Raw genomic sequence first — 23,473 nt, forward strand, 5'->3', positions numbered from 1 at the left:
CTCTGCATTTTGGGGGCGCTTCGCGCCCCAGCGGGGATAAATCCCCTCGCCACAAGGGCTCGCGCCGGCCTTTCTAGAAATTATCCGGCGTACGCGCCCGCTCCCGCGCATGTTCCCGGCTGATCAGGCCCTTGTTCACCAGGTCCTTCAGGCACATGTCCAGCGTCTGCATCCCCAGCGACCCGCCGGTCTGGATCGACGAGTACATCTGGGCGATCTTGTCTTCGCGGATCAGGTTGCGAATGGCCGACGTGCCCAGCATGATCTCGTGCGCGGCAATGCGGCCGCCACCGATCTTCTTGATCAGGGTCTGGGAGATCACCGCTTGCAGTGACTCCGACAGCATCGAGCGCACCATGGACTTCTCGTCCCCCGGGAATACGTCCACCACCCGGTCGATGGTCTTGGCCGCCGACGTGGTGTGCAGCGTACCGAACACCAGGTGCCCGGTTTCGGCGGCGGTCAGCGCCAGGCGAATGGTTTCCAGGTCGCGCATTTCCCCCACCAAGATCACGTCCGGGTCTTCCCGCAGGGCCGAGCGCAAGGCCGTGGAGAAGTCCTGGGTATCGCGGTGTACCTCACGCTGGTTGATCAGGCACTTGCGCGGCTCGTGGACGAACTCGATCGGGTCTTCGATGGTAAGAATGTGATGGTGCTTGTGGCTGTTGAGGTAGTCGATCATCGCCGCCAGGGTGGTGGACTTGCCCGAGCCGGTCGGCCCGGTCACCAGGACCAGGCCCCGGGGCGACTCGGTCACTTTGCGAAACACTTCGCCCATCCCCAGGTCTTCCATGGTCAGGACCTTCGACGGGATGGTCCGGAACACCGCCCCCGCGCCGCGATTCTGGTTGAAGGCGTTGACCCGGAACCGTGCAACGCCCGGCACCTCGAAGGAAAAGTCGGTTTCCAGAAACTTTTCGTAATCCACTCGTTGCCGGTCGTTCATGATGTCGTAGATCAACTCATGGACCTGCTTGTGATCCAGTGCCGGCAGGTTGATCCGCCGCACATCGCCATCGACCCGGATCATCGGCGGCAAGCCGGCGGACAGGTGCAGGTCCGACGCCCCCTGTTTGGCGCTGAACGCCAGCAGTTCAGTGATATCCATAGCGCTCCTCAATTCCAGTAGAATGCCGCGAACCTCAGACCGCTGGCGCTTCTTTATGTCCACGATAGCAGACAACATCGCTCAGGTTAGATCGCGTATCCGCGCTGCGGAACAGGCCGCCCAGCGTGCCGAACAGAGTGTCCAACTGCTGGCCGTGAGCAAGACCAAGCCCGCCCAGGCCCTGCGCGAAGCCTATGCCGCGGGCCTTCGGGACTTCGGCGAGAACTACCTGCAAGAAGCCCTGGGCAAGCAGGCCGAACTCACCGACCTGCCCTTGATCTGGCACTTCATCGGCCCCATTCAATCGAACAAGACGCGCGCTATTGCCGAACATTTCGATTGGGTGCACTCCGTGGATCGCTTGAAAATTGCCCAACGCCTGTCCGAGCAACGCCCGGACGGCTTGCCGCCGCTGAACATCTGCATCCAGGTCAACGTCAGCGGTGAAGCCAGCAAGTCCGGCTGCACCCCGGCGGACCTGCCAGCCCTGGCCGCCGCCATCGACGCCTTGCCGCGGCTCAAGCTGCGCGGGCTGATGGCCATTCCCGAGCCAACCGAGGAGCGTACCGCCCAGGATGCCGCCTTCGGTGCGGTCCAACGCCTGCAAGCGAGTCTGCAACTGCCGCTGGACACCCTTTCCATGGGCATGAGCCATGACCTCGAGTCGGCCATCGCCCAAGGCGCCACCTGGGTACGAATCGGAACAGCCCTGTTCGGCGCCCGCGACTATAGCGCCGGCTGAGCCCAAGCCATGCCGACCCCACTCTCTAATCAAGGACCAGTCATGAGCAACATGCGTATTGCCTTCATCGGCGCCGGCAACATGGCCGCCAGCCTGATCGGCGGCCTGCGGGCCAAGGGTCTGGATGCCTCGCAGATCCGCGCCAGCGATCCGGGCGAGCAAACCCGCAGCCGGGTGAGCGACGAGCACGGCATCGAGACCTTTGCCGACAATGCCCAGGCCGCCGACGGCGCGGACGTCATCGTGCTGGCGGTCAAGCCCCAGGCCATGAAAGCCGTATGCGAAGCCCTGCGCCCGAGCCTCAAGCCCCATCAACTGGTGGTGTCGATTGCCGCCGGCATCACCTGCGCCAGCATGAACAAATGGCTGGGCGAGCAGCCCATCGTGCGCTGCATGCCCAACACCCCGGCGCTGCTGCGCCAAGGTGTCAGCGGCCTGTTCGCCACCCCGCAGGTGAGCGCCGCGCAACGCCAGCAGGCGCAGGAGCTGTTGTCGGCTGTGGGCCTGGCGCTGTGGCTGGACACCGAGCAACAGCTGGACGCCGTCACCGCCGTCTCGGGCTCGGGCCCGGCGTACTTCTTCCTGCTGGTCGAAGCCATGACCGCCGCCGGCGAGAAACTCGGCCTGCCCCGGGAGATCGCCGCGAAGCTGACGGCGCAGACCGCCCTCGGCGCGGCTCACATGGTGGTGTCCAGCGACGTCGATGCGGCCGAGCTGCGCCGCCGCGTGACATCGCCGGCCGGCACCACCGAAGCCGCCATCAAATCATTCCAGGCCGGGGGCTTCGAAGCCCTGGTGGAAACCGCACTCGGCGCCGCCGCGCACCGCTCGGCCGAAATGGCCGAACAACTGGGTCAATAAGGAGCCATCATGATTGGATTGAACACCGCAGCGGTTTACGTGCTGCAAACCCTTGGCAGCCTGTACCTGCTGATCGTGCTGCTGCGCTTCGTGCTGCAACTGGTGCGCGCCAACTTCTATAACCCGCTGTGCCAGTTCGTCGTCAAGGCCACCCAGCCGCTGCTCAAGCCCTTGCGCCGGATCATCCCGAGCCTGTTCGGCCTGGACATGTCGTCGCTGGTGCTGGCCATCCTCGTGCAGATGGCACTGATGGCCCTGACCCTGCTGCTGACCTACGGCACCACCGGCAATCCGCTGCAACTGCTGATCTGGTCGATCATTGGCGTGACCGCGCTGTTCCTGAAGATCTTCTTCTTCGCCATGATCATCAGCGTCATCCTGTCGTGGGTCGCGCCTGGCAGCCACAACCCGGGCGCCGAGCTGGTGAACCAGATCTGCGAACCGGCCCTGGCCCCGTTCCGCCGCATCGTGCCGAACCTCGGCGGCCTGGATATCTCGCCGATCCTGGCGTTCATGGTGCTCAAGCTGATCGACATGCTGGTGATCAACAACCTCGCGGCCATGACCATGATGCCCGAGATCCTGCGCCTGCTGATCTGACGAGGCGCACATCCTGTGGCGAGGGAGCTTGCTCCCGCTGGGCTGCGCAGCAGCCCCAAAAACCAGGGCCGCTACGCGGCCCAGCGGGAGCAAGCTCCCTCGCCACGGGTGGCAGTGTTCGAACAGGCCCCGCGCCTTTGCTTGCCGCTAACCCCAGCGGTCTTTAGACTTACGCCTCATTTCAACGAGAGCAGGGTCGATGCCAGCTGCCTTTCCCGCCGATTCCGTTGGTCTGGTGACGCCGCAAGTGGCGCATTTCAGCGAGCCCCTGGCCCTGGCCTGCGGACGCTCGTTGCCGGCCTATGACCTGATTTATGAAACCTACGGCACCCTCAATGCCACGGCCAGCAATGCCGTGCTGATCTGCCACGCCTTGTCGGGCCACCACCACGCCGCCGGCTATCACAGCGTCGACGACCGCAAGCCGGGCTGGTGGGACAGTTGCATCGGCCCGGGCAAGCCCATCGACACCAACCGGTTCTTCGTGGTCAGCCTGAACAACCTCGGTGGCTGCAACGGCTCCACCGGCCCCAGCAGCCTCAACCCGGACACCGGCAAGCCGTTCGGCGCCGATTTCCCGGTGCTCACCGTGGAAGACTGGGTGCACAGCCAGGCACGCCTGGCCGACCGCCTCGGCATCGACCAGTGGGCGGCGGTGATCGGCGGCAGCCTGGGCGGCATGCAGGCGCTGCAATGGACCATCACCTACCCGGACCGCGTGCGCCATTGCCTGGCAATCGCCTCGGCCCCCAAGCTGTCGGCGCAGAACATCGCCTTCAACGAAGTGGCGCGCCAGGCCATCCTCACCGACCCGGAGTTCCATGGCGGCTCGTTCCAGGAACACGGCGTGATCCCCAAGCGCGGGCTGATGCTGGCGCGCATGGTCGGGCACATCACCTACCTGTCCGACGACTCCATGGGCGAGAAATTCGGCCGCGGCCTCAAGAGCGAAAAGCTCAACTACGACTTCCACAGCGTCGAGTTCCAGGTGGAAAGCTACCTGCGTTATCAGGGCGAGGAGTTCTCCGGGCGCTTCGACGCCAACACCTACCTGCTGATGACCAAGGCCCTGGACTACTTCGATCCGGCGGCGAGCTGCGACGATGACCTGGCGAAAACCTTCGCCGGCGCCACCGCCAAGTTCTGCGTGATGTCGTTCACCACCGACTGGCGTTTCTCCCCGGCACGCTCCCGGGAGTTGGTGGATGCGCTGATGGCCGCGCGCAAGGATGTCTGCTACCTGGAAATCGACGCGCCCCAGGGCCACGACGCCTTTCTGATCCCGATCCCGCGCTACCTGCAGGCGTTCGGTAACTACATGAACCGTATAACGCTGTGAGGACGCCATGAGAGCCGATCTGGAAATCATCCAGGAATGGATCCCCGCCGGCAGCCGCGTGCTCGACCTGGGCTGCGGCGACGGCGAACTGCTGACCTGGCTGCGGGACCACAAGCAGGTCAGCGGCTACGGCCTGGAAAACGACCCGGACAACATCGCCGAATGCGTCGCCAAGGGCATCAACGTCATCGAGCAGGACCTGGACAAGGGCCTGGGCAACTTTGCCAGCAACAGCTTCGACATCGTGGTCATGACCCAGGCCCTGCAAGCGGTGCATTACCCGGACAAGATCCTCGACGAAATGCTGCGGGTCGGGCGCCAGTGCATCATCACCTTTCCCAATTTCGGGCACTGGCGTTGCCGCTGGTACCTGGCGAGCAAGGGCCGCATGCCGGTGTCGGAGTTCCTGCCCTACACGTGGTACAACACGCCGAACATCCACTTCTGCACCTTCGCCGATTTCGAAGCACTGTGCCGCGAACGGGAAGCCAAGGTCATCGATCGCCTGGCCGTGGACCAGCAGCACCGACACGGGTGGGCCAGCAAGCTATGGCCTAATCTGTTAGGTGAGATCGGCATTTATCGGGTCAGCAGCCCAGGCCTGCCCGATTACCAGGTCGCGGTGTGAACCCCGGCCCTGACAGGAGCACGACATGAAACGTCTCGCATTGTTTCTCATCACCGCCTGCCTCTGTGCAGGCGCCATGGCCGCCGACGTCATCAAGGCCGAGCGCAAGGAAGTGTTCGGCGACGTCACCGTGCACTACAACACCTTCAACTCCACGTTCCTCACGCCGGACATCGCCAAGGCCACCGAGCTGGTGCGCAGCAAGAACCAGGGCGTGATCAACGTATCGGTGATCAAGGACGGCAAGCCCTTGATGGCCCAGGTCAGCGGCACGATCAAGGACCTGACCAGCAAGGCCGTCCCGCTGACGTTCCGCCAGGTCATCGAGCAAGGCGCGATCTACTACATCGCCCAGTACCCGGTGGAGCAGCAGGAAAACCGCACCTTCGAAATCAAGGTGCAGACCGGCGACAAGATCAACACCCTCAACTTCAACCAGGAACTGTTCCCCGGCGAATGATGAACCTCTCCCAACTCGTACTCGCCAGCCACAACGCCGGCAAACTCAAGGAACTCCAGGCCATGCTCGGCGGGTCGGTGCAATTGCGCTCGATCGGTGAGTTCAGCCAGGTGGAGCCTGAAGAAACCGGCCTGTCGTTCGTCGAGAACGCCATCCTCAAGGCCCGCAATGCCGCGCGCCTCTCGGGGCTGCCGGCGCTGGCCGACGACTCCGGGCTGGCAGTGGACTTCCTGGGCGGTGCGCCGGGCATCTATTCGGCCCGTTACGCCGACGGCAAGGGCGACGCGGCGAACAATGCCAAGCTGCTTGAGGCCCTCAAGGATGTGCCGCAAGCCGAGCGCGGCGCGCAGTTCGTTTGCGTCCTGGCGCTGGTGCGGCACGCCGACGACCCGCTGCCGATCCTCTGCGAAGGCCTGTGGCACGGGCGCATCCTCACCGAGGCCAGCGGCGAGCACGGCTTTGGCTATGACCCGTTGTTCTGGGTGCCGGAACGCAATTGCTCCAGCGCCGAACTCGGCCCGGTGGAGAAAAACCAACTGAGCCACCGCGCGCGCGCCATGGTCCTGCTGCGCCAGCGCCTGGGCCTGCAATGAACGATGACACCCCCGCGCCGCTGATCCATGGCGGCGCACAAACGCCTCGGGCGCCACTACCGGTGCTGCCGCCCCTGGCGTTGTACATCCACATCCCGTGGTGCGTACGCAAATGCCCTTATTGTGATTTCAACTCTCACACCGCCAGCCCACAGCTACCCGAAGAGGACTACGTCGATGCCCTGCTGGCCGACCTCGACCAGGACCTGCATGGCGTGCATGGCCGGGCACTGAGCTCGATCTTCTTCGGTGGCGGCACTCCCAGCCTGTTCAGCGCCCAGGCCCTGGGCCGGCTGCTCAAGGGCGTCGAGGCGCGCATACCGTTCGCCCCTGACATCGAAATCACCCTGGAAGCCAACCCCGGCACGTTCGAGCAAGAGAAGTTCGTCGCTTACCGGGCGCTGGGCATCAATCGCCTGTCCATCGGTATCCAGAGCTTCCAGCAAGCCAAGCTCGAGGCCCTGGGGCGGATCCACAACGGTGACGAAGCCGTGCGCGCCGCCGGCATGGCCCGCCAGGCCGGGTTCGACAACTTCAACCTGGACCTGATGCACGGCCTGCCGGACCAGTCCCTGGACGATGCCCTGGGCGACCTGCGCCAGGCCATCGCCTTGAAGCCGACGCATCTGTCCTGGTACCAGTTGACGCTGGAGCCCAATACCGTCTTCTGGAACCAGCCGCCGACGCTGCCGGAAGACGACACGTTGTGGGACATCCAGGAAGCCGGCCAGGCCCTGCTCGCCGAACACGGCTACGCCCAGTACGAAGTCTCGGCCTACGCCCAACCCGGCCGGGCGGCGCGGCATAACCTCAACTACTGGAGCTTTGGCGACTTCATTGGCATCGGTGCCGGTGCCCACGGCAAGCTCAGCCATCCGGACGGGCGCATCGTGCGCACCTGGAAGACGCGCCTGCCCAAGGACTACCTCAACCCGGCCAAGCGCTTCCTGGCCGGCGAGAAGACCCTGGCCAACGAAGAGCTGCCGTTCGAGTTCCTGATGAACGCCCTGCGCCTGACCCAGGGCGTGGACGCCCGCTTGTACCCGGAGCGCACTGGCCTGCCCCTGCAAAGCCTGGCCGACGGCCGCCGCGAGGCCGAACAAAGCGGGTTGTTGCAGGTCGAACCGTCACGTCTGGCGGCCACCGAGCGCGGACAACTGTTTCTCAATGACTTGCTGCAGAAATTTCTGAGCTGATCAACACAAGGAAATCGAATGGATCTGGTACTCGACCTGCTGGCCACCGTGTCCCGCTGGAGCCGCAGCAACCTGTCGGAAATCTCCCTGGCGCTGGTCGGCTGCCTGCTGGTGCTGTTCGGTGCGGACATCAAGGCCTGGGTCGAGCAACGCCTGGGCAGCATCGCCGGCGCGTTGCGCGTCCCGTTGATCGCCCTGCTGTGCATGATCGGCAGCGGTGCCGCCCTGATCTACGCCACGCCATGGGTGGTGCGAGGGCTGAGCCAGTTCAACAACTACAGCCTGGCGCCGGTGCTGTTGGTGGTACTGGTGTTGATCGGCGTGGTGGCGGATCGGCGCTGACCTTCGCACCGCCCCAAAACGACTGTGGGAGCGGGCTTGCTCGCGAATGCGGTGTATCAGTCGACATTAATGTGTCTGATACACCGCATTCGCGAGCAAGCCCGCTCCCACATTGAACTGCGTGTGGCTTAGGACTGCTTCTCGAACTTCAAATCCCAGACCCCATGCCCCAGCCGCTCGCCGCGGCGCTCGAACTTGGTGATCGGTCGTTCAGCCGGACGCGGGACGTATTGGCCGTCTTCGGCAAGGTTGCGGTAGCCCGGCGCGACGTTCATCACTTCCAGCATGTATTCGGCGTAGGGTTCCCAGTCAGTGGCCATGTGCAGCACGCCACCGACTTTCAACTTGCTGCGCACCAACTCAGCGAACGAAGCCTGGACGATGCGGCGCTTGTGGTGACGGCTCTTGTGCCAAGGGTCCGGGAAGAACAGCATCAGCCGGTCGAGGCTGTTGTCGGCCACGCAGCGGTTGAGCACCTCGATGGCATCGCAATCGTAGACCCGCAGGTTGGTCAGCCCCTGGGTCAGCACGCCGTTGAGCAGCGCACCGACACCGGGCCGGTGCACTTCCACACCGATGAAATCCTGTTCCGGCGCCGCGGCGGCCATCTCCAACAGCGAGTGGCCCATGCCGAAACCGATTTCCAGCGAGCGCGGGGCCGAGCGGCCGAACACCTGGTCGAAGTCCACCGGCGCGTCGGCCAGCGGCAGGACGAACAGAGGGGCGCCCTGCTCCAGGCCACGCTGCTGGCCTTCGGTCATGCGCCCGGCACGCATCACGAAACTCTTGATGCGGCGGTGTTGGCGCTCTTCGCCTTCGTCCGGCTGGACAGGCGTGTCGTTCGATTCAGTCATCAATGGCTCTTACTTGATCAGACCATCCAGCGGCGAGGAGGCGCTGGCGTAAAGTTTTTTCGGCATGCGGCCGGCGAGGTACGCCAGGCGCCCGGCCACGATGGCGTGCTTCATGGCTTCGGCCATCAGGATCGGCTGCTGGGCGTGGGCGATGGCGGAGTTCATCAGCACCGCTTCGCAACCCAGTTCCATGGCGATGGTGGCGTCGGAAGCGGTGCCGACGCCGGCATCTACCAGCACCGGGATCTTCGCTTCCTCGAGGATGATCTGCAGGTTGTACGGGTTGCAGATCCCCAGGCCCGTGCCGATCAGCCCGGCCAGCGGCATCACCGCGATGCAGCCGATTTCCGCCAACTGACGGGCGATGATCGGGTCATCGCTGGTGTACACCATCACGTCGAAGCCTTCCTTGACCAGCGTTTCAGCGGCCTTGAGGGTTTCGATCACGTTGGGGAACAGGGTTTTCTGGTCGGCCAGCACTTCCAGTTTCACCAGGTTATGGCCATCGAGCAGCTCACGGGCCAGGCGGCAGGTGCGCACGGCTTCGGTGGCGTCAAAGCAACCGGCCGTGTTCGGCAGGATGGTGTAGCGATCCGGCGGCAGGATATCCAGCAGGTTCGGTTCGCCCGGGTTCTGGCCGATGTTGGTCCGGCGCACGGCGACGGTGACGATTTCGGCGCCCGAGGCCTCGATAGCCAGGCGGGTCTCTTCCATGTCGCGGTACTTGCCGGTGCCTACCAGCAAGCGCGACTGGTAGGTACGACCGGCCAGGACGAAGGGCTTGTCGCTACGAACGATGCTCATGGGAAATCCTCTGTTGGGGTGAGGTTCTTGCGAAAGACTGCGAAACCGGCGCGACTAGCCGCCACCAATGGCGTGCACGACTTCAACCTGGTCACCCTCGTTGAGGGTGGTGTCGGCGTGCTGACTGCGCGGGACGATATCCAGGTTGAGCTCCACCGCCACACGGCGCCCGGTGAGTTCCAGGCGGGTCAGCAGGGCCGCGACGGTTTCACCGTCGGGCAGGTCAAGGGGTTCGCCGTTCAACTGAATGCGCATGCCGGATGCCGCCATCATTTTTAGGGGCAGGCATTCTAGCCCGATCAGTCTGGGGGACCCAAGTCCCTTGGTCAGCTACATCGGCAAGCGTTACGCCGCAAGCTGCAGGCGCCAGGCCGCGATCCCCAGGCAAAGCCAGCCGATCAAGAACGCCACGCCGCCGAACGGGGTGATGATGCCGAGCTTGCCTATGCCCGTGAGGGTCAGCAGGTAAAGGCTGCCGGAGAACAGCAGGATGCCGATCACGAATGAAATCCCGGCCCAGGTGACGATTCGACCAGGGATGTGCGTGGCCAGCAGCGCAACCCCCAGCAAGGCTAGGGTGTGCACCAGTTGGTAGGTGACGCCGGTATGGAAAATCGCCAGGTAATCGGCGCTCAGGCGGTTTTTCAGGCCGTGGGCGGCAAAGGCTCCGAGTGCCACGCCGGTGAAACCGAAAAAAGCAGCCAGCATCAGAAAGCTACGCAGCATGAGAACTCCAATCAGACGCGGTGGACAGGGTCTGTATAATGGCCCGCTCGACCGGTTCGGCCAAGCCATCCCTATGCTGCGTTCATTATTTCGACGATTCCTCCAAGCCCTGCTCTGGTTCGCCGTCGGCAGCGTTGTCCTGGTGCTGCTGTTTCGCGTCGTGCCGCCGCCGTTCACGGCGCTGATGATCGAGCGCAAAGTCGAGTCCTGGTTCAACGGCGAGCCCATCGACCTGCAACGCACCTGGCAACCCTGGGATCAGATCTCCGACAACCTCAAGCTCGCCGTGATGGCCGGCGAAGATCAGAAATTCCCCGAGCACTGGGGGTTTGACATCGGCGCAATCCAGGCCGCGTTCGCCCACAACGAACGGGGCGGTTCGATTCGCGGCGCCAGCACCCTCAGCCAGCAAGTGTCCAAGAACCTGTTCCTGTGGTCCGGTCGCAGCTGGCTGCGTAAAGGCCTGGAAGCCTGGTTCACCGCACTGATCGAAGTGTTCTGGTCCAAGGAGCGGATCCTTGAGGTGTACCTCAACAGCGTCGAGTGGGACGACGGTGTGTTCGGGGCCGAAGCCGCGGCGCGCCATCATTTCCGTGTTGGCGCCAACGCCCTGTCCCGACAGCAGGCCAGCCTGCTGGCAGCGGTCTTGCCCAATCCACGTAAATGGAGCGCCGGCCGGCCAAGCCCTTATGTGCTACGGCGGGCTAGCTGGATTCGCCAGCAGATGAGCCAGTTGGGGGGCGATAGCTACCTGCTGGAGCTCGATCGTGCGCGGCGAGCGCCCTGGGCTCAGTAGCCCAGACACTGAGGACCCCTTGTGGGAGCGAGCTTGCTCGCGATAGCAGTTCAACAGCCAGCACTGACGTTGAATGCAATGGCCTCATCGCGAGCAAGCTCGCTCCCACAGGATCAGCAGTGAGCTCAAATTATCGAGCCCGAACGAAAACGCCCCGATCATCGCTGATCGGGGCGCTTTTTATTACCGCTGCGAAGATCAGGCCGCAATCGATACCTTGAGCTTGTTCATCGCGCTTTTCTCGAGCTGACGAATCCGCTCGGCCGACACGTTGTACTTCTGCGCCAGGTCGTGCAGCGTGGCTTTTTCCTCGGCCAGCCAACGCTGGTAGAGGATGTCGCGACTGCGCTCGTCCAGCACTTCCAGGGCTTCGTGCAGGTTGGTGTTGGAGTTGTCGCTCCAATCGGCGTCTTCCAACTGGCGCGCCGGGTCGTACCGGTGGTCTTCCAGGTAGTTGGCCGGCGATTGGAAAGCGCTGTCATCGTCCGCTTCGGCGGCCGGGTCGAAGGCCATGTCATGGCCGGTCAGGCGGCTTTCCATCTCACGGACTTCCCGAGGCTCGACGCCCAGGCTTTCCGCCACGCGGTGGACTTCTTCGTTGTTCAGCCAGGCCAGACGTTTCTTCTGGCTGCGCAGATTGAAGAACAGCTTGCGCTGGGCCTTGGTGGTCGCGACTTTCACGATGCGCCAGTTGCGCAGGATGAACTCGTGGATTTCCGCCTTGATCCAGTGCACCGCAAACGACACCAGGCGCACGCCCATTTCCGGGTTGAAACGCTTGACCGCCTTCATCAGGCCGACGTTGCCTTCCTGGATCAGGTCGGCCTGGGCCAGCCCGTAGCCGGAATAGCTGCGGGCAATATGTACGACAAAACGCAGGTGGGCGAGCACCATCTGCCGAGCCGCCTCAAGATCCTGCTCATAATAGAGACTCTCGGCCAGTTCACGCTCCTGCTCGGGCGTCAGCAATGGAATGCTGTTCACCGTGTGCACATACGCCTCCAGGTTCGCACCCGGGACCAAGGCATAAGCAGGTTGCAAAGAAGTGGTCATACGAAAAAACCTCCGACTCACATAACTCGTGCAGTTCAGCACTGCGAAAATTGACCGGGAACCGTAGGACAAGTTCCCACAAAAACCGAAAGGTCAATACGCGCAAATTCACTATTTTGGTGCAAGCTCACGCAAGTGGCGTGCTACCGCAATCCATGCACCGATATAACCCAACAGTACGGCGCCAAGCAAGAGCGACAGACCGTCGGCGACTGGCACGCCGGCCAGTGCGAAGTCGCTGCCGTACAAACCGGCCAGCCCCACCACCGCATCGTTCAGCCAATCCAGGCCGAACGCCAATACACCCCAGGACAGGATCCCGGCACCAAAGCCATAGAGCGCGCCCATATAGAGGAAGGGCCTGCGCACATAACTGTCCGTGCCGCCGACGAGTTTAATCACTTCTATCTCGGTGCGGCGGTTTTCAATATGAAGACGAATGGTATTGCCTATCACCAAAAGTAATGCAGAAACCAGCAGCACCGTCAGGCCGAAGACGAAACGATCGCCCAGCTTGAGGATCGCCGCCAGACGCTCGACCCAGACTAGATCAAGCTGCGCCTGTTGTACCTTCGGCAATTCGGAAAGTGTTTGTCTCAATGCTTCAAGGGTCGGCTTGTCGACCTCCTTCGGCGTCACCAGCACCACGCCCGGCAATGGGTTCTGCGGCAATTCCTTGAGGGCTTCGCCCAGGCCGGACTGCTGCTGGAACTCCTCCAGTGCCTGCTCACGACTGATGTACTCAGCGTCGGCCACCCCCGGCATGGCCTGGATCTGCTCGCGCAGCGCCTGGCCTTCGCCCGGCGTCGCTTCCAATTGCAGGTACAGGGAGATCTGCGCCGCACGCTGCCAGGAGCCGCCGAGGCGCTCCACATTGTTCAGCAGTAATGACAGCCCCATCGGCAAGCTCAAGGCGACGGCCATCACCATGCAGGTAAAGAAGCTGCCGATGGGCTGTTTGCCCAGGCGGCGCAGGCTGTCCAGCAGGCTGGCCCGGTGGCTTTCGATCCAGGCACGCAGCAGCGTCGGGAAATCCGGGCCGTCGTCATCGTCGCGTTTCTTTTTTTGCGGCTGCGGGTCGGAGGCCTTTGGCGCCACGCGCTCGGCCACTTTCGGGCTACGGGTTGCGCTCATACACCGGCCTCCCCGTCACCGATCAGACGGCCACGTTGCAAGGTGAGCATGCGGTGACGCATGCGTGCGATCAGGGCCAGGTCGTGACTGGCGATCAGCACGCTGGTGCCCAGGCGATTGATGTCTTCGAACACGCCCATGATTTCCGCCGCCAGGCGCGGGTCGAGGTTACCGGTGGGCTCGTCCGCCAGCAGCAAGGCCGGGCGATGGACGATGGCGCGGGCGATGCCGACACGCTGTTGCTGGCCGGTGGACAGGTCGCCCGGATACAGGTCGGTCTTGTCCGACAGGGCCACGCGTTCGAGGGCCGAGTCCACGCGCTTGTTGATCTCGGCCTTGGACAGCCCGAGGATCTGCAACGGCAGCGCCACGTTGTTGAACACGGTGCGATCGAACAGCAACTGGTGATTCTGGAACACCACGCCGATCTGCCGCCGCAGGTAGGGAATCTGGGCATTGCTGATGGTGCTCAGGTCCTGGCCGGCCAGCAACAGCTTGCCAGTGGTGGGCCGCTCCATCGCCAGCAGCAGGCGCAGCAGGGTGCTCTTACCGGCACCGGAATGGCCGGTAACAAACAGAAACTCGCCGCGACGCACCCGAAAGCTCAGCTCATGCAAGCCGACATGCCCGTTCGGATAGCGTTTACCGACCTGTTCGAAACGAATCATGAATGCTCCCGCTCGGCAAACAGCGCCTGGACAAAGGGCTCGGCTTCAAAAGTGCGCAGATCGTCGATGCCTTCACCCACGCCAATGTAGCGAATGGGCAGGCCGAACTGCTTGGCCAGGGCAAAGATCACCCCACCCTTGGCGGTGCCATCGAGCTTGGTCAGGGCCAGCCCGGTCAGTTCGACGGTCTGGTTGAATTGCTTGGCCTGGCTGATGGCGTTCTGGCCGGTACCGGCGTCGAGCACCAGCAGCACTTCGTGAGGCGCCTCGGCGTCGAGTTTGCCGATGACCCGGCGAACCTTCTTGAGCTCCTCCATCAGGTTGTCCTTGGTGTGCAGGCGACCGGCCGTGTCGGCGATCAGCACATCGATGCCACGGGCCTTGGCAGCCTGCACGGCGTCGAAGATCACCGAAGCGGAGTCTGCGCCGGTGTGCTGGGCGATCACCGCGATCTTGTTGCGCTCGCCCCACACTTGCAGTTGCTCCACCGCGGCGGCGCGGAAGGTGTCGCCCGCGGCCAGCATGACTTTCTTGCCCTCCAGTTGCAGCTTCTTCGCCAGCTTACCGATGGTGGTGGTCTTGCCGGCGCCGTTGACGCCCACCACCAGGATCACATACGGCTTGTTCTGGGAAGCAATCACCAGCGGTTGCTCCACCGGCTTGAGCAGGTTGGTCAGCTCGCCCTGCAAGGATTTGTACAGCGCGTCGGCATCGGTCAACTGCTTGCGCGCGACTTTCTGGGTCAGGCTCTTGATGATCACCGAGGTCGCCTCCACGCCGACGTCGGCGGTCAGCAGGCGGGTCTCGATGTCTTCCAGCAGTTCGTCATCGATGACCTTCTTGCCCAGGAACAGGCTGGCCATGCCTTCGCCGATGCTGGCGCTGGTTTTCGACAGGCCTTGCTTGAGGCGGGCAAAGAAGCCGACCTTGGCCTCTTCATTGGTACGTGCCGGCTGCGCCGGGGCCTCGGGCTCGACGGGCGCAGGCGCAACGGCGGGCACGGCTGGCGTGGCGACGGGTGTGGGTATGACCGGCGTGGCGGCCACCGCCGGCAGGTCGGCAACCGGCTGCACCACAGGCGCGACGACAGGCTGGGCAACAGCCGGGATCGGCGGGGTGACCTGCGAGGCCTGCGCGTCATCCACCAGCGCCACCGGCTCTTCCGCCACGGGCAGGGTCAGCCAGGGCGTTTGCCCTGCAGGCGCGGCCAGTGGCTGTTCGATCACAGGCTCGGGCGTGGGCTCGGGTTCGGATTCGGCCGGTTGCAGCACCGGCTCGGCAATCGGCAGGACGATGGGCGCGGCTTCCTCGGCCACCGGCTCGGCGGCAGGTTCAAGCGGTGCTTGCGGCTGTTCGACGACGGTTTCCTGCGGCTTCTTGCGCAGCCATCCGAACAGGCCTTTCTTCTCGCCAGCCGCGGCTGGGGTCTTCTTGTCGTCGTTGGAACCAAACATGGAGGACGGCTATCTCACGGTAGCGAAGCGCCACAAGGGCGCCTCGGTGATAAATATTCGATGCTGAACAGACTGCGTTTCACCCAGCTTGTTCACGGGCAACAGATTGTCGAAATGTCCCGGGGACACCTCATGGCTGATTTTTTCAAAGGACTGGTACGGCATCATCGGCGAAAACGCCGGGATCGACGCGCTAACCCGGCGTTTCTGCGCAGAACCCAAACAGCCTCGGGCCGATAAAAGGCCCGATAGGCGTGGCCGCCAGTAAAACGGACCGTTATCCTAGCACCCTCTCGCCCGCCGACGCTAAGACCTAGCGGGCAGCCCAACAGGTTTAAACACGAATGAATGCTCTTGCCCGCCGCGTTGCAGGCCTGCTGTTCAGCACAGTTTGTCTGCCCCTTTCAGCCCTGGCTGCCGATCCACAACCCACCCACGAATTTACCCTCGATAACGGCCTGAAGGTCGTGGTGCGAGAAGACCATCGTGCGCCGGTGGTGGTCTCCCAGGTCTGGTACAAGGTCGGCTCCAGCTACGAGACACCGGGCCAGACCGGTTTGTCCCACGCCTTGGAACACATGATGTTCAAGGGCAGCGAAAAAGTCGGTCCTGGCGAGGCCTCGCTGATCCTGCGGGACCTGGGCGCCGAAGAGAACGCCTTCACCAGCGATGACTTCACCGCCTATTACCAGGTGCTGGCCCGTGACCGCCTGGGCGTGGCCTTCGAACTGGAAGCCGACCGCATGGCCAGCCTGCGCCTGCCGCCGGAAGAGTTCAGCCGCGAGATCGAGGTCATCAAGGAAGAGCGCCGCATGCGCACTGACGACAAGCCCATGTCCAAGGCCTATGAACGCTTCAAGGCCATGGCCTACCCGGCCAGCGGCTACCACACGCCGACCATCGGCTGGATGGCCGACCTCGACCGCATGACCGTCGAGGAACTGCGCCACTGGTACGAATCCTGGTACACCCCGAACAATGCGACCCTCGTGGTGGTCGGCGACGTAACGCCAGACGAGGTCAAGGCCTTGGCCCAACGCTACTTCGGCCCGATTGCCCGGCGCGCCGTGCCATCGGCTAAGATCCCCCTGGAACTGGCCGAACCCGGCGAGCGCCAGATCACCCTGCACGTGCAGACCCAACTGCCCAGCGTGATGCTGGCCTTCAACGTCCCCAGCATCGCCACCGCGACGGACAAACGCTCGATCAACGCCTTGCGGTTGATCTCGGCGCTGCTGGACGGCGGCTACAGCGGGCGGATCCCGACCCAACTGGAGCGCGGTGAGGAACTGGTCTCCGGTGGCTCGTCGAATTACGACGCCTACACCCGCGGTGACTCGCTGTTCACCCTGTCGGCGACCCCCAATACCCAGAAAGGCAAGACCATCGCCCAGGCCGAAGCCGGGCTGTGGCGCCTACTCGAACAACTGAAGACCACCGCTCCGACGGCCGACGAACTGGAGCGCGTGCGCGCCCAGGTCATTGCCGGCCTGGTGTACGAGCGCGATTCGATCACCAGCCAGGCCACCGCCATCGGCCAGCTGGAAACCGTCGGCCTGTCCTGGAAGCTGATGGACACCGAACTCGCCGAACTGCAAAGCGTGACCCCGCAAGATATCCAGAAGGCAGCCCAGCTGTATTTCACCCGCGCACGCCTGAGCGTTGCGCATGTCCTGCCCGAGGAGAAAGCCCATGAGTGAGCGCACATCATCGCGTCGGCTGTTGATCGGCCTGGTGTTCGTCGCCCTGGCCGGCGCACTGGCGTTCTATCTGTTGCCCGCCACGGGCGTCACCGCAAGCCAGGCCCTGGATAACGCCAAGTCCGGCAACAAGCTGCAATCGTTGGCCGAGCTGGACGGCAAGGCGCCCAGTCATCGCCAGCTCGACGTACAAACCTGGAAAACCGCCGAAGGCGCCAAGGTGCTGTTCGTCGAAGCCCGGGAATTGCCCATGTTCGACCTGCGCCTGACCTTCGCCGCCGGCAGCAGCCAGGACGGCGACGCCCCCGGCCTCGCGATGCTGACCAATGCCATGCTCAATGAAGGCGTGGCCGGCAAGGACGTCGGCGCCATTGCCGAAGGCTTCGAAAGCCTCGGCGCGGACTTCGGCAACGGGGCCTACCGAGACATGGCCGTGGCATCCCTGCGCAGCCTCAGCGCCGTGGACAAGCGTGAACCGGCGCTGCAACTGTTCGCCGATGTGGTCGGCAAGCCGACCTTCCCCGCCGACTCCTTCAGCCGTATCAAGAACCAGATGCTCGCCGGGTTCGAGTACCAGAAGCAGAACCCCGGCAAACTGGCGGGCCTGGAGCTGATGAAGCGCCTGTACGGCGATCATCCCTACGGCCACTCCAGCGATGGCACCGCACAGAGCATTCCACCGATCACCCTGGCCCAGTTGCGGGCTTTCCATGCCAAGGCCTACGCCGCCGGCAACGCGGTGATCGCGTTGGTGGGCGACCTGTCCCGTACTGAAGCCGAGGCGATGGCCAACCAGGTGTCCGCTGCGTTGCCCAAGGGGCCGGCCCTGGCCAAGACGCCTGCGCCGGTCGAACCGAAGGCCAGCGTCAGCCACATCGAATTCCCGTCCAAGCAGACCAACCTGATGCTCGCGCAGTTGGGTATCGACCGTGACGACCCGGACTTCGCCGCCGTGTCCCTGGGCAACCAGATCCTCGGTGGCGGCGGTTTCGGCACGCGCCTGATGACAGAAGTTCGGGAAAAACGCGGCCTGACCTATGGCGTGTATTCAGGCTTCACCCCGATGCAGGCCCGCGGTCCATTCATGATCAACCTGCAGACCCGCGCCGAAATGAGCGAAGGCACCTTGAAACTGGTGCAGGACGTATTCGCCGATTACCTGAAGAACGGCCCGACCCAGAAAGAACTCGACGACGCCAAGCGTGAAATGGCCGGCAGCTTCCCGCTGTCCACGGCCAGCAACGCCGACATCGTCGGCCAGCTCGGGGCCATGGGTTTCTATGACCTGCCGCTGAGCTACCTGGAAGACTTCATGCGCCAGTCCCAGGCGTTGACCGTCGAGCAGGTCCGCACCGCGCTGGAGAAACACCTGAGCACGGACAAGATGGTCATCGTCACCGCCGGCCCGACCGTGCCGCAAAAGCCGCTACCGGCCCCCACTGACAAACCTGCCGAGCAACCGCTCGGGGTTCCGGAGCACTAATGGCCCGCCCATCGAATTCCAAGAAACCCGCCCACAACGGCGTGAACCAGCTACGCATCATCGGCGGCGAATGGCGCAGCCGGCGCTTGAGTTTCCCCGACGCGCCCGGCCTGCGCCCAACGCCGGACCGTGTGCGGGAAACCCTGTTCAACTGGCTGGCACCGTACGTCGCCGGAGCACGGGTACTCGACCCGTTCGCCGGCAGCGGCGCGTTGTTCCTCGAAGCGCTGTCCCGTGGCGCCGCCATGGGCCAGGCCCTAGACGCCAGCAGCCTGGCGGTCTCCCAATTGAAAGAGCACCTGGGCACCCTGCGTTGCACCGTCGGCCAGGTGCAGACCGCCGATGCGCTGCGCTACCTGGACAGCCAGCCGGCGACGGCCTTCGACCTGGTCTTCCTCGACCCACCGTTCAACCAGAACCTGCTGCCGACAGTGTGCGCCCTGCTCGAGGAACGTCAGTGGCTGGCCGAGGATGCCTGGGTCTACACTGAAAGCGAGACCGCTCCGTCGACCCTGGGCTTGCCGGGCAATTGGCGTTTGCATCGCGAGCAGAAATCCGGGCGGGTGTACTACGCGTTATGGCAACGAATGGCGCAAGCCGTTGAATGAACGGCTGGCCGGTGCATCGAGAACAATAATAATGGCCGCTGCATCTGAACGATTCACCCCCGCCCGGGGCCTGGGCAACCCGCACTTGCAGACTTTGTGGGGGCCGCTGTGGCGCAAGACCACCGTCATCGAGCGCCAACGCGAGCGCCTGTGGCTGGAAGACGGTGACTTCCTCGACCTCGATTGGCATGGCCCCCACAACGCCGAGGCGCCGCTGGTGTTGGTGCTGCACGGACTGACGGGCTCCTCCAATTCGCCCTACGTGGCCGGCCTGCAACATGCCCTTGATCGCCAGGGTTGGGCCAGCGTTGCGCTGAACTGGCGCGGCTGCTCGGGGGAACCCAACCTGTTGGCCCGCAGCTATCACTCCGGCGTCAGCGAAGACCTGGCCGCCACCATCGCCCACTTGCGCGGGCGACGGCCGCTGGCGCCGCTGTTCGCGGTGGGTTATTCACTGGGCGGCAACGTGTTGCTCAAGCACCTGGGCGAAACCGGCAGCCATAGCCAGTTGCAGGGCGCCGTGGCGGTCTCGGTGCCGTTTCGCCTCGACCAGTGCGCCGATCGCATCGGGCAGGGTTTCTCCCGCTTCTACCAGGCCCACTTCATGCGCCAACTGGTGGCATACGTGCGCAACAAGCAGCGTCAGTTCCAGCACGACGGACGCCACGAAGGGCTGGCGACCCTGGCAGCGCTTGGCCCGCTGGAAAACATGCGCACGTTCTGGGACTTCGACGGCCGGGTGACCGCGCCGCTGCACGGTTTCTCGGACGCGGCGGACTATTACCGTCGCGCCTCCAGCCGCTATTTCATGGGCGAGATCAACACGCCGACCCTGCTGATCCAGGCGGCCGACGATCCTTTCGTCTTTCCCCACAGCCTGCCTGAACCTGGCGAACTGTCGGCGTCGACCCACTTGGAGCTGCATGCCCAGGGCGGGCACGTGGGGTTTGTCGACGGCACCATGCGCCACCCCGGTTACTACCTGGAGCGACGCATTCCCCAGTGGCTGGCCAGCCTGGGCCGCGGATAAGGTCCTGCACAAAGCGCCTGTGGGATGCACAAACCGCCTGTGGGAGCAAGCTTGCTCGCGAAAGCGGAGTGTCAGTCAACGTTTGTGTGTCTGGTACACCGCTTTCGCGAGCAAGCTCGCTCCCACAAGGCTCAGTGACAGGGTTGAGTGTTACTCGCCGACGGCAACGGCCCTGTGTGGATCGGTGATCCACTCACTCCACGAGCCGGCGTACAACTGCCCCAACGGGTATCCCGCCAGGCACAAGGCAAACAGGTTATGGCAGGCGGTCACACCGGAGCCGCAATAGGCCACCAACCCGGCAGGTGAACGCTCGCCCAGTTTTTCGGCGAAACGCTGCTTGAGCTGGGCGGGCGGCAAAAAGCGACCGTCGCTGCCCAGGTTGTCGGTGAACGCGGCGCACTGTGCGCCCGGAATATGCCCGGCCACCGGGTCGATCGGTTCGACTTCACCCTTGAAACGCGGCAGCGCACGGGCATCCAGCAAGGTCATGTCCGGCTGGCCGAGGCGCTGCTGCAAGGTTTGCGCGGTCAGCACCAGGGCGGTGTCCGGTGCGCCGTCGAAGGTGCCGCGGCGCGTCTGTGGCGGGTCGAGGCTCAATGGCAAGCCGGCCGCATGCCAGGCCTTGAGTCCGCCGTCGAGCAGGTACACGCCCTCGCGCTTGCCCAGCCAGGCCAGCAACCACCAGGCCCGCGCGGCATACGCGCCCGGACCGTCGTCGTAGAGCACGACGTCGCTGTCGTTATCGATCCCCCAGGCCCTCAAGCGCTCCACTAGGGCCTCGGGTGACGGCAGCGGATGGCGACCGGTCACGCCCTTGGTCACCGGCCCGCTCAGGTCTCGCTCAAGGTCCGCGAACGTCGCACCGGCGATATGGCCCTCGGCATAGCTGCGTTGGCCGTAATCCGGGTCTTCCAGGGCAAAGCGGCAATCAAGGATGACCAGCCCGGGCAGCGCTCGCCGCTGATCGAGGGCCTGGGGACTGATGAGTTGCGCAATCGACATGGTGAGCTCCTGTGGGAAATCGAGGGTCCGTTCCTACTGCCCTTCCTCCAGGGTCTGGGCCAGGGGGACATAAAACTCTTTGAACAAGGCATCCACCGCGTCGCGGGCCTGATCGGTCACGAAACCGGCTTCCAGCACCAGGACCTGATACACCCCGCGCTTGATGGCCTGTTCACTCAAGTGGCTGAAGTTTTCCCGCGTGGTGCACAGGAACCGCACCCACGACGTGAGGATGATCCAGGCATTGAGGGTCAGGGATTCGATCTGCACCCGGTCCATCTTCAGGATGCCCGCCTCGACGAAGCCCTCGTAGATGGCCGTGCCATGGATCAGGCTGCGCTGGGAAAAACGCCGATAGCGCGCCGCGAGGTCCGGGTCGCTGTCGAGCAGGTGCTCCAGGTCACGGTGCAGGAAGCGGTAGCGCCACATGGCCGCCAGCAGTTCCTGCAGATAGAAGCGCTTGTCCTCCACGGTCGCCGCGCGGCCCTGGGGCGGGCGCAGGAAACTGTCCACCAGGTTCTCGTACTCACTGAACAGCACGGCGATGATCGCCTGCTTGTTGGGGAAGTGGTAATAGAGATTGCCTGGCGACATGTCCATATGAGCGGCAATGTGGTTGGTGCTGACGCTGCGCTCGCCCTGCTGGTTGAACAGCTCCAGGCTGTTTTGCACGATGCGCTCGCTGGTTTTGATTCGTGGGGCCATGGTTTGGGCTTTAATTCTACGAAGGCATTGAGGGACATCTTACGACCTATTGGTCACCGGAAAAAACCCAAAGCCGCTTGTGGAGGCCATTGACTTTCTAGAGTATAAGCTCTAAAAAACACCCATTCTAATAACATCCGGTGCTCGAACATGCCTGCCGACGTTGCCTACCTGCATGAATCCCAACAGCAATTGGACGCGTTGCGGTCGCTCTTCGATGCCCAGCGCAAGGCCTACGCTGCCCACCCCATGCCGCCGGCCGAACAGCGCCGGCAATGGCTCAAGGCGCTGGGCGAGATCTTGAGCAACGAGCGCCAGGCCTTGATCGACGCCATCAGCCAGGACTTCAGCTACCGCAGCGCCGACGAAACACTGCTGGCCGAGCTGATGCCCAGCCTGCACGGCATCCATTACGCCAGCCGCCACCTCGCGGGCTGGATGAAGCCATCCCGGCGCAAGGTGGGCATGGCGTTCCAACCGGCATCGGCCAAGGTCATTTATCAACCGCTGGGCGTGGTCGGGGTCATCGTGCCCTGGAACTACCCGCTGTTCCTGGCCATCGGCCCGTTGGTGGGGGCATTGGCCGCAGGCAACCGGGTGATGCTCAAGCTCAGCGAAGCAACCCCCGCGACCGGCCTGTTGCTCAAGCAACTGCTGGCCCGGATCTTTCCCCAGGACCTGGTCTGCGTGGCGCTTGGCGAAGCGGAGGTCGGCGTGGCGTTCTCCAGGCTGCCCTTCGATCACTTGTTGTTCACCGGCGCCACCAGCGTCGGCCGGCATGTCATGCGGGCCGCCGCCGAGAACCTGACTCCGGTGACCCTCGAGCTGGGTGGAAAATCGCCGGCCATCGTTTCCGCCGACGTCCCCCTGCGCGATGCCGCCGAACGCATTGCCTTCGGCAAGACCCTGAACGCCGGGCAAACCTGCGTCGCACCGGACTACGTGCTGGTGCCGCAGAACCGTGTCGGCGAATTCGTCGAAGCCTATCGCGAAGCGGTGCGCAGGTTTTATCCGACGTTGGCGGACAATCCGGACTACACAGCGATCATCAATGAACGACACCTGGCCCGGCTCAACGGCTACATCGGTGACGCCACCAGCAAGGGCGCACTGCTGATCGAGCTGTTCGACCAGGGCCAGGCGCGCCGCATGCCCCACAGCCTGCTGCTCAACGTCCACGATGACATGACCGTCATGCAGGACGAAATCTTCGGCCCGCTGTTGCCCATCGTGCCGTACGAGCACCTGGACCAGGCCTTTGCCTACATCAACCAACGCCCACGCCCGCTGGCGCTCTACTACTTCGGCTACAACAAGGCCGAGCAGCAGCGTGTCCTGCACGAAACCCACTCCGGTGGCGTTTGCCTGAACGACACGCTGCTGCACGTCGCCCAGGACGACCTGCCCTTTGGCGGCGTCGGTCCTTCGGGCATGGGGCATTACCACGGGCACGAGGGCTTCCTGACCTTCAGCAAGGCCAAGGGCGTGCTGACCAAGCAGCGTTTCAACGCCGCGAAGTTGATCTATCCGCCCTACGGCAAGCCGCTGCAGACGTTGATCCAGAAGCTGTTCGTTCGCTAACAG

The 23,473-nt window shown here is 63.8% G+C and carries 26 protein-coding genes; 15 read left to right on the forward strand and 11 right to left on the reverse strand.

Annotation, left to right across the window (positions count from 1 at the left end):
- Window positions 1–73: 73 nt before the first annotated feature.
- A complete protein-coding gene (locus KI241_RS25595; protein WP_053147214.1) occupies window positions 74–1,108 on the reverse strand; it encodes a type IV pilus twitching motility protein PilT in 1,035 nt (344 codons plus the stop codon).
- A 55-nt stretch (window positions 1,109–1,163) separates the two neighbouring features.
- Here KI241_RS25595 and KI241_RS25600 point away from each other — a divergent pair, with 55 nt between their 5' ends.
- From KI241_RS25600 to KI241_RS25640, 9 genes are all read left to right on the forward strand, one after another.
- Entirely contained in the window at window positions 1,164–1,850 is a 687-nt protein-coding gene (locus KI241_RS25600; protein WP_212803128.1) for a YggS family pyridoxal phosphate-dependent enzyme, read from the forward strand.
- 42 nt (window positions 1,851–1,892) lie between these two features.
- Entirely contained in the window at window positions 1,893–2,711 is an 819-nt protein-coding gene (gene proC, locus KI241_RS25605; RefSeq protein ID WP_212803129.1) for a pyrroline-5-carboxylate reductase, read from the forward strand.
- A gap of 9 nt (window positions 2,712–2,720) precedes the next feature.
- Entirely contained in the window at window positions 2,721–3,311 is a 591-nt protein-coding gene (locus tag KI241_RS25610) for a YggT family protein (protein ID WP_042732791.1), read from the forward strand.
- A 199-nt stretch (window positions 3,312–3,510) separates the two neighbouring features.
- Window positions 3,511–4,650, forward strand: coding sequence for a homoserine O-acetyltransferase (locus tag KI241_RS25615; protein WP_042731260.1), 1,140 nt, complete (start codon window positions 3,511–3,513; stop codon window positions 4,648–4,650).
- 7 nt (window positions 4,651–4,657) lie between these two features.
- Window positions 4,658–5,278 carry a methionine biosynthesis protein MetW gene (metW, locus tag KI241_RS25620; protein ID WP_042731259.1) on the forward strand — a complete coding sequence of 207 codons (621 nt, stop codon included), beginning with the start codon at window positions 4,658–4,660 and terminating at the stop codon, window positions 5,276–5,278.
- A 25-nt stretch (window positions 5,279–5,303) separates the two neighbouring features.
- Window positions 5,304–5,738, forward strand: a complete 435-nt coding sequence (locus tag KI241_RS25625; protein WP_042731258.1) for a DUF4426 domain-containing protein — start codon at window positions 5,304–5,306, stop codon at window positions 5,736–5,738.
- Window positions 5,735–6,331, forward strand: coding sequence for an RdgB/HAM1 family non-canonical purine NTP pyrophosphatase (gene rdgB, locus KI241_RS25630; RefSeq protein ID WP_042731257.1), 597 nt, complete (start codon window positions 5,735–5,737; stop codon window positions 6,329–6,331). Before KI241_RS25625 ends, rdgB begins: the two co-directional genes overlap by 4 nt.
- Window positions 6,328–7,527, forward strand: a complete 1,200-nt coding sequence (hemW, locus tag KI241_RS25635) for a radical SAM family heme chaperone HemW (protein WP_042731256.1) — start codon at window positions 6,328–6,330, stop codon at window positions 7,525–7,527. The genes rdgB and hemW overlap by 4 nt, the downstream gene beginning before the upstream one ends.
- An 18-nt stretch (window positions 7,528–7,545) precedes the next feature.
- Window positions 7,546–7,869, forward strand: a complete 324-nt coding sequence (locus KI241_RS25640) for a DUF3392 domain-containing protein (RefSeq protein ID WP_024778900.1) — start codon at window positions 7,546–7,548, stop codon at window positions 7,867–7,869.
- Between the two features lie 128 nt (window positions 7,870–7,997).
- Here KI241_RS25640 and trmB read toward each other — a convergent pair whose 3' ends face one another.
- From trmB to KI241_RS25660, 4 genes are all read right to left on the reverse strand, one after another.
- The gene (gene trmB, locus KI241_RS25645; RefSeq protein WP_042731255.1) at window positions 7,998–8,723 is read right to left on the reverse strand and encodes a tRNA (guanosine(46)-N7)-methyltransferase TrmB; all 726 of its coding nucleotides are present in this window, start codon (window positions 8,721–8,723) and stop codon (window positions 7,998–8,000) included.
- 9 nt (window positions 8,724–8,732) lie between these two features.
- A complete protein-coding gene (locus KI241_RS25650) occupies window positions 8,733–9,527 on the reverse strand; it encodes a thiazole synthase (RefSeq protein WP_042731254.1) in 795 nt (264 codons plus the stop codon).
- Between the two features lie 54 nt (window positions 9,528–9,581).
- Window positions 9,582–9,782 (reverse strand): sulfur carrier protein ThiS, encoded by a 201-nt coding sequence (gene thiS / locus KI241_RS25655; protein WP_042731253.1) that lies wholly within the window; start codon window positions 9,780–9,782, stop codon window positions 9,582–9,584.
- Between the two features lie 90 nt (window positions 9,783–9,872).
- The gene (locus tag KI241_RS25660) at window positions 9,873–10,253 is read right to left on the reverse strand and encodes a DUF423 domain-containing protein (protein ID WP_042731252.1); all 381 of its coding nucleotides are present in this window, start codon (window positions 10,251–10,253) and stop codon (window positions 9,873–9,875) included.
- 73 nt (window positions 10,254–10,326) lie between these two features.
- Between KI241_RS25660 and mtgA the strand changes: the two genes are divergently transcribed.
- Window positions 10,327–11,049 carry a monofunctional biosynthetic peptidoglycan transglycosylase gene (mtgA, locus tag KI241_RS25665; RefSeq protein ID WP_042731251.1) on the forward strand — a complete coding sequence of 241 codons (723 nt, stop codon included), beginning with the start codon at window positions 10,327–10,329 and terminating at the stop codon, window positions 11,047–11,049.
- Window positions 11,050–11,247: 198 nt separating this feature from the next.
- On the opposite strand, the gene rpoH is transcribed toward mtgA, so the two are convergent.
- The 4 genes from rpoH to ftsY form a co-directional block, all read right to left on the reverse strand.
- On the reverse strand, window positions 11,248–12,102 hold the full coding sequence (gene rpoH / locus KI241_RS25670) for an RNA polymerase sigma factor RpoH (RefSeq protein WP_003177476.1): 855 nt from the start codon (window positions 12,100–12,102) through the stop codon (window positions 11,248–11,250).
- A gap of 111 nt (window positions 12,103–12,213) precedes the next feature.
- The gene (gene ftsX / locus KI241_RS25675) at window positions 12,214–13,236 is read right to left on the reverse strand and encodes a permease-like cell division protein FtsX (RefSeq protein ID WP_042731250.1); all 1,023 of its coding nucleotides are present in this window, start codon (window positions 13,234–13,236) and stop codon (window positions 12,214–12,216) included.
- Window positions 13,233–13,904, reverse strand: a complete 672-nt coding sequence (gene ftsE / locus KI241_RS25680) for a cell division ATP-binding protein FtsE (protein ID WP_024778908.1) — start codon at window positions 13,902–13,904, stop codon at window positions 13,233–13,235. Before ftsE ends, ftsX begins: the two co-directional genes overlap by 4 nt.
- The gene (gene ftsY / locus KI241_RS25685; RefSeq protein ID WP_212803130.1) at window positions 13,901–15,358 is read right to left on the reverse strand and encodes a signal recognition particle-docking protein FtsY; all 1,458 of its coding nucleotides are present in this window, start codon (window positions 15,356–15,358) and stop codon (window positions 13,901–13,903) included. Before ftsY ends, ftsE begins: the two co-directional genes overlap by 4 nt.
- Before the next feature lie 344 nt (window positions 15,359–15,702).
- Here ftsY and KI241_RS25690 point away from each other — a divergent pair, with 344 nt between their 5' ends.
- From KI241_RS25690 to KI241_RS25705, 4 genes are read left to right on the forward strand one after another with little or no spacing between them, the layout of a single operon-like run.
- Complete coding sequence (locus KI241_RS25690) at window positions 15,703–17,058, forward strand: pitrilysin family protein (RefSeq protein ID WP_042731124.1); 1,356 nt, start codon at window positions 15,703–15,705, stop codon at window positions 17,056–17,058.
- Complete coding sequence (locus KI241_RS25695) at window positions 17,051–18,541, forward strand: pitrilysin family protein (protein WP_042731125.1); 1,491 nt, start codon at window positions 17,051–17,053, stop codon at window positions 18,539–18,541. The genes KI241_RS25690 and KI241_RS25695 overlap by 8 nt, the downstream gene beginning before the upstream one ends.
- Window positions 18,541–19,149 (forward strand): 16S rRNA (guanine(966)-N(2))-methyltransferase RsmD, encoded by a 609-nt coding sequence (gene rsmD, locus KI241_RS25700; RefSeq protein ID WP_042731126.1) that lies wholly within the window; start codon window positions 18,541–18,543, stop codon window positions 19,147–19,149. Before KI241_RS25695 ends, rsmD begins: the two co-directional genes overlap by 1 nt.
- Before the next feature lie 31 nt (window positions 19,150–19,180).
- Window positions 19,181–20,179, forward strand: a complete 999-nt coding sequence (locus tag KI241_RS25705; protein ID WP_042731127.1) for a hydrolase — start codon at window positions 19,181–19,183, stop codon at window positions 20,177–20,179.
- Between the two features lie 150 nt (window positions 20,180–20,329).
- Here KI241_RS25705 and KI241_RS25710 read toward each other — a convergent pair whose 3' ends face one another.
- Together KI241_RS25710 and KI241_RS25715 are read right to left on the reverse strand one after the other, a co-directional pair.
- The gene (locus tag KI241_RS25710; RefSeq protein WP_212803131.1) at window positions 20,330–21,184 is read right to left on the reverse strand and encodes a sulfurtransferase; all 855 of its coding nucleotides are present in this window, start codon (window positions 21,182–21,184) and stop codon (window positions 20,330–20,332) included.
- A 33-nt stretch (window positions 21,185–21,217) separates the two neighbouring features.
- Window positions 21,218–21,889 (reverse strand): TetR/AcrR family transcriptional regulator, encoded by a 672-nt coding sequence (locus KI241_RS25715; RefSeq protein WP_042731129.1) that lies wholly within the window; start codon window positions 21,887–21,889, stop codon window positions 21,218–21,220.
- Between the two features lie 150 nt (window positions 21,890–22,039).
- Here KI241_RS25715 and KI241_RS25720 point away from each other — a divergent pair, with 150 nt between their 5' ends.
- On the forward strand, window positions 22,040–23,470 hold the full coding sequence (locus tag KI241_RS25720; RefSeq protein WP_042731130.1) for a coniferyl aldehyde dehydrogenase: 1,431 nt from the start codon (window positions 22,040–22,042) through the stop codon (window positions 23,468–23,470).
- Window positions 23,471–23,473: the final 3 nt, after the last annotated feature.

Source organism: Pseudomonas sp. Cab53 (genome assembly GCF_018325965.1).
GTDB classification, from domain to species: Bacteria; Pseudomonadota; Gammaproteobacteria; order Pseudomonadales; family Pseudomonadaceae; genus Aquipseudomonas; species Aquipseudomonas chlororaphis_E.

Coding starts and splice junctions, on each gene's coding strand:
- KI241_RS25595 (WP_053147214.1), bottom strand. CDS start 1,108: ATGGATATCACTGAACTGCTGGCGTTCAGCGCCAAACAGGGGGCGTCG.
- KI241_RS25600 (WP_212803128.1), top strand. CDS start 1,164: ATGTCCACGATAGCAGACAACATCGCTCAGGTTAGATCGCGTATCCGC.
- proC (WP_212803129.1), top strand. CDS start 1,893: ATGAGCAACATGCGTATTGCCTTCATCGGCGCCGGCAACATGGCCGCC.
- KI241_RS25610 (WP_042732791.1), top strand. CDS start 2,721: ATGATTGGATTGAACACCGCAGCGGTTTACGTGCTGCAAACCCTTGGC.
- KI241_RS25615 (WP_042731260.1), top strand. CDS start 3,511: ATGCCAGCTGCCTTTCCCGCCGATTCCGTTGGTCTGGTGACGCCGCAA.
- metW (WP_042731259.1), top strand. CDS start 4,658: ATGAGAGCCGATCTGGAAATCATCCAGGAATGGATCCCCGCCGGCAGC.
- KI241_RS25625 (WP_042731258.1), top strand. CDS start 5,304: ATGAAACGTCTCGCATTGTTTCTCATCACCGCCTGCCTCTGTGCAGGC.
- rdgB (WP_042731257.1), top strand. CDS start 5,735: ATGATGAACCTCTCCCAACTCGTACTCGCCAGCCACAACGCCGGCAAA.
- hemW (WP_042731256.1), top strand. CDS start 6,328: ATGAACGATGACACCCCCGCGCCGCTGATCCATGGCGGCGCACAAACG.
- KI241_RS25640 (WP_024778900.1), top strand. CDS start 7,546: ATGGATCTGGTACTCGACCTGCTGGCCACCGTGTCCCGCTGGAGCCGC.
- trmB (WP_042731255.1), bottom strand. CDS start 8,723: ATGACTGAATCGAACGACACGCCTGTCCAGCCGGACGAAGGCGAAGAG.
- KI241_RS25650 (WP_042731254.1), bottom strand. CDS start 9,527: ATGAGCATCGTTCGTAGCGACAAGCCCTTCGTCCTGGCCGGTCGTACC.
- thiS (WP_042731253.1), bottom strand. CDS start 9,782: ATGCGCATTCAGTTGAACGGCGAACCCCTTGACCTGCCCGACGGTGAA.
- KI241_RS25660 (WP_042731252.1), bottom strand. CDS start 10,253: ATGCTGCGTAGCTTTCTGATGCTGGCTGCTTTTTTCGGTTTCACCGGC.
- mtgA (WP_042731251.1), top strand. CDS start 10,327: ATGCTGCGTTCATTATTTCGACGATTCCTCCAAGCCCTGCTCTGGTTC.
- rpoH (WP_003177476.1), bottom strand. CDS start 12,102: ATGACCACTTCTTTGCAACCTGCTTATGCCTTGGTCCCGGGTGCGAAC.
- ftsX (WP_042731250.1), bottom strand. CDS start 13,236: ATGAGCGCAACCCGTAGCCCGAAAGTGGCCGAGCGCGTGGCGCCAAAG.
- ftsE (WP_024778908.1), bottom strand. CDS start 13,904: ATGATTCGTTTCGAACAGGTCGGTAAACGCTATCCGAACGGGCATGTC.
- ftsY (WP_212803130.1), bottom strand. CDS start 15,358: ATGTTTGGTTCCAACGACGACAAGAAGACCCCAGCCGCGGCTGGCGAG.
- KI241_RS25690 (WP_042731124.1), top strand. CDS start 15,703: ATGAATGCTCTTGCCCGCCGCGTTGCAGGCCTGCTGTTCAGCACAGTT.
- KI241_RS25695 (WP_042731125.1), top strand. CDS start 17,051: ATGAGTGAGCGCACATCATCGCGTCGGCTGTTGATCGGCCTGGTGTTC.
- rsmD (WP_042731126.1), top strand. CDS start 18,541: ATGGCCCGCCCATCGAATTCCAAGAAACCCGCCCACAACGGCGTGAAC.
- KI241_RS25705 (WP_042731127.1), top strand. CDS start 19,181: ATGGCCGCTGCATCTGAACGATTCACCCCCGCCCGGGGCCTGGGCAAC.
- KI241_RS25710 (WP_212803131.1), bottom strand. CDS start 21,184: ATGTCGATTGCGCAACTCATCAGTCCCCAGGCCCTCGATCAGCGGCGA.
- KI241_RS25715 (WP_042731129.1), bottom strand. CDS start 21,889: ATGGCCCCACGAATCAAAACCAGCGAGCGCATCGTGCAAAACAGCCTG.
- KI241_RS25720 (WP_042731130.1), top strand. CDS start 22,040: ATGCCTGCCGACGTTGCCTACCTGCATGAATCCCAACAGCAATTGGAC.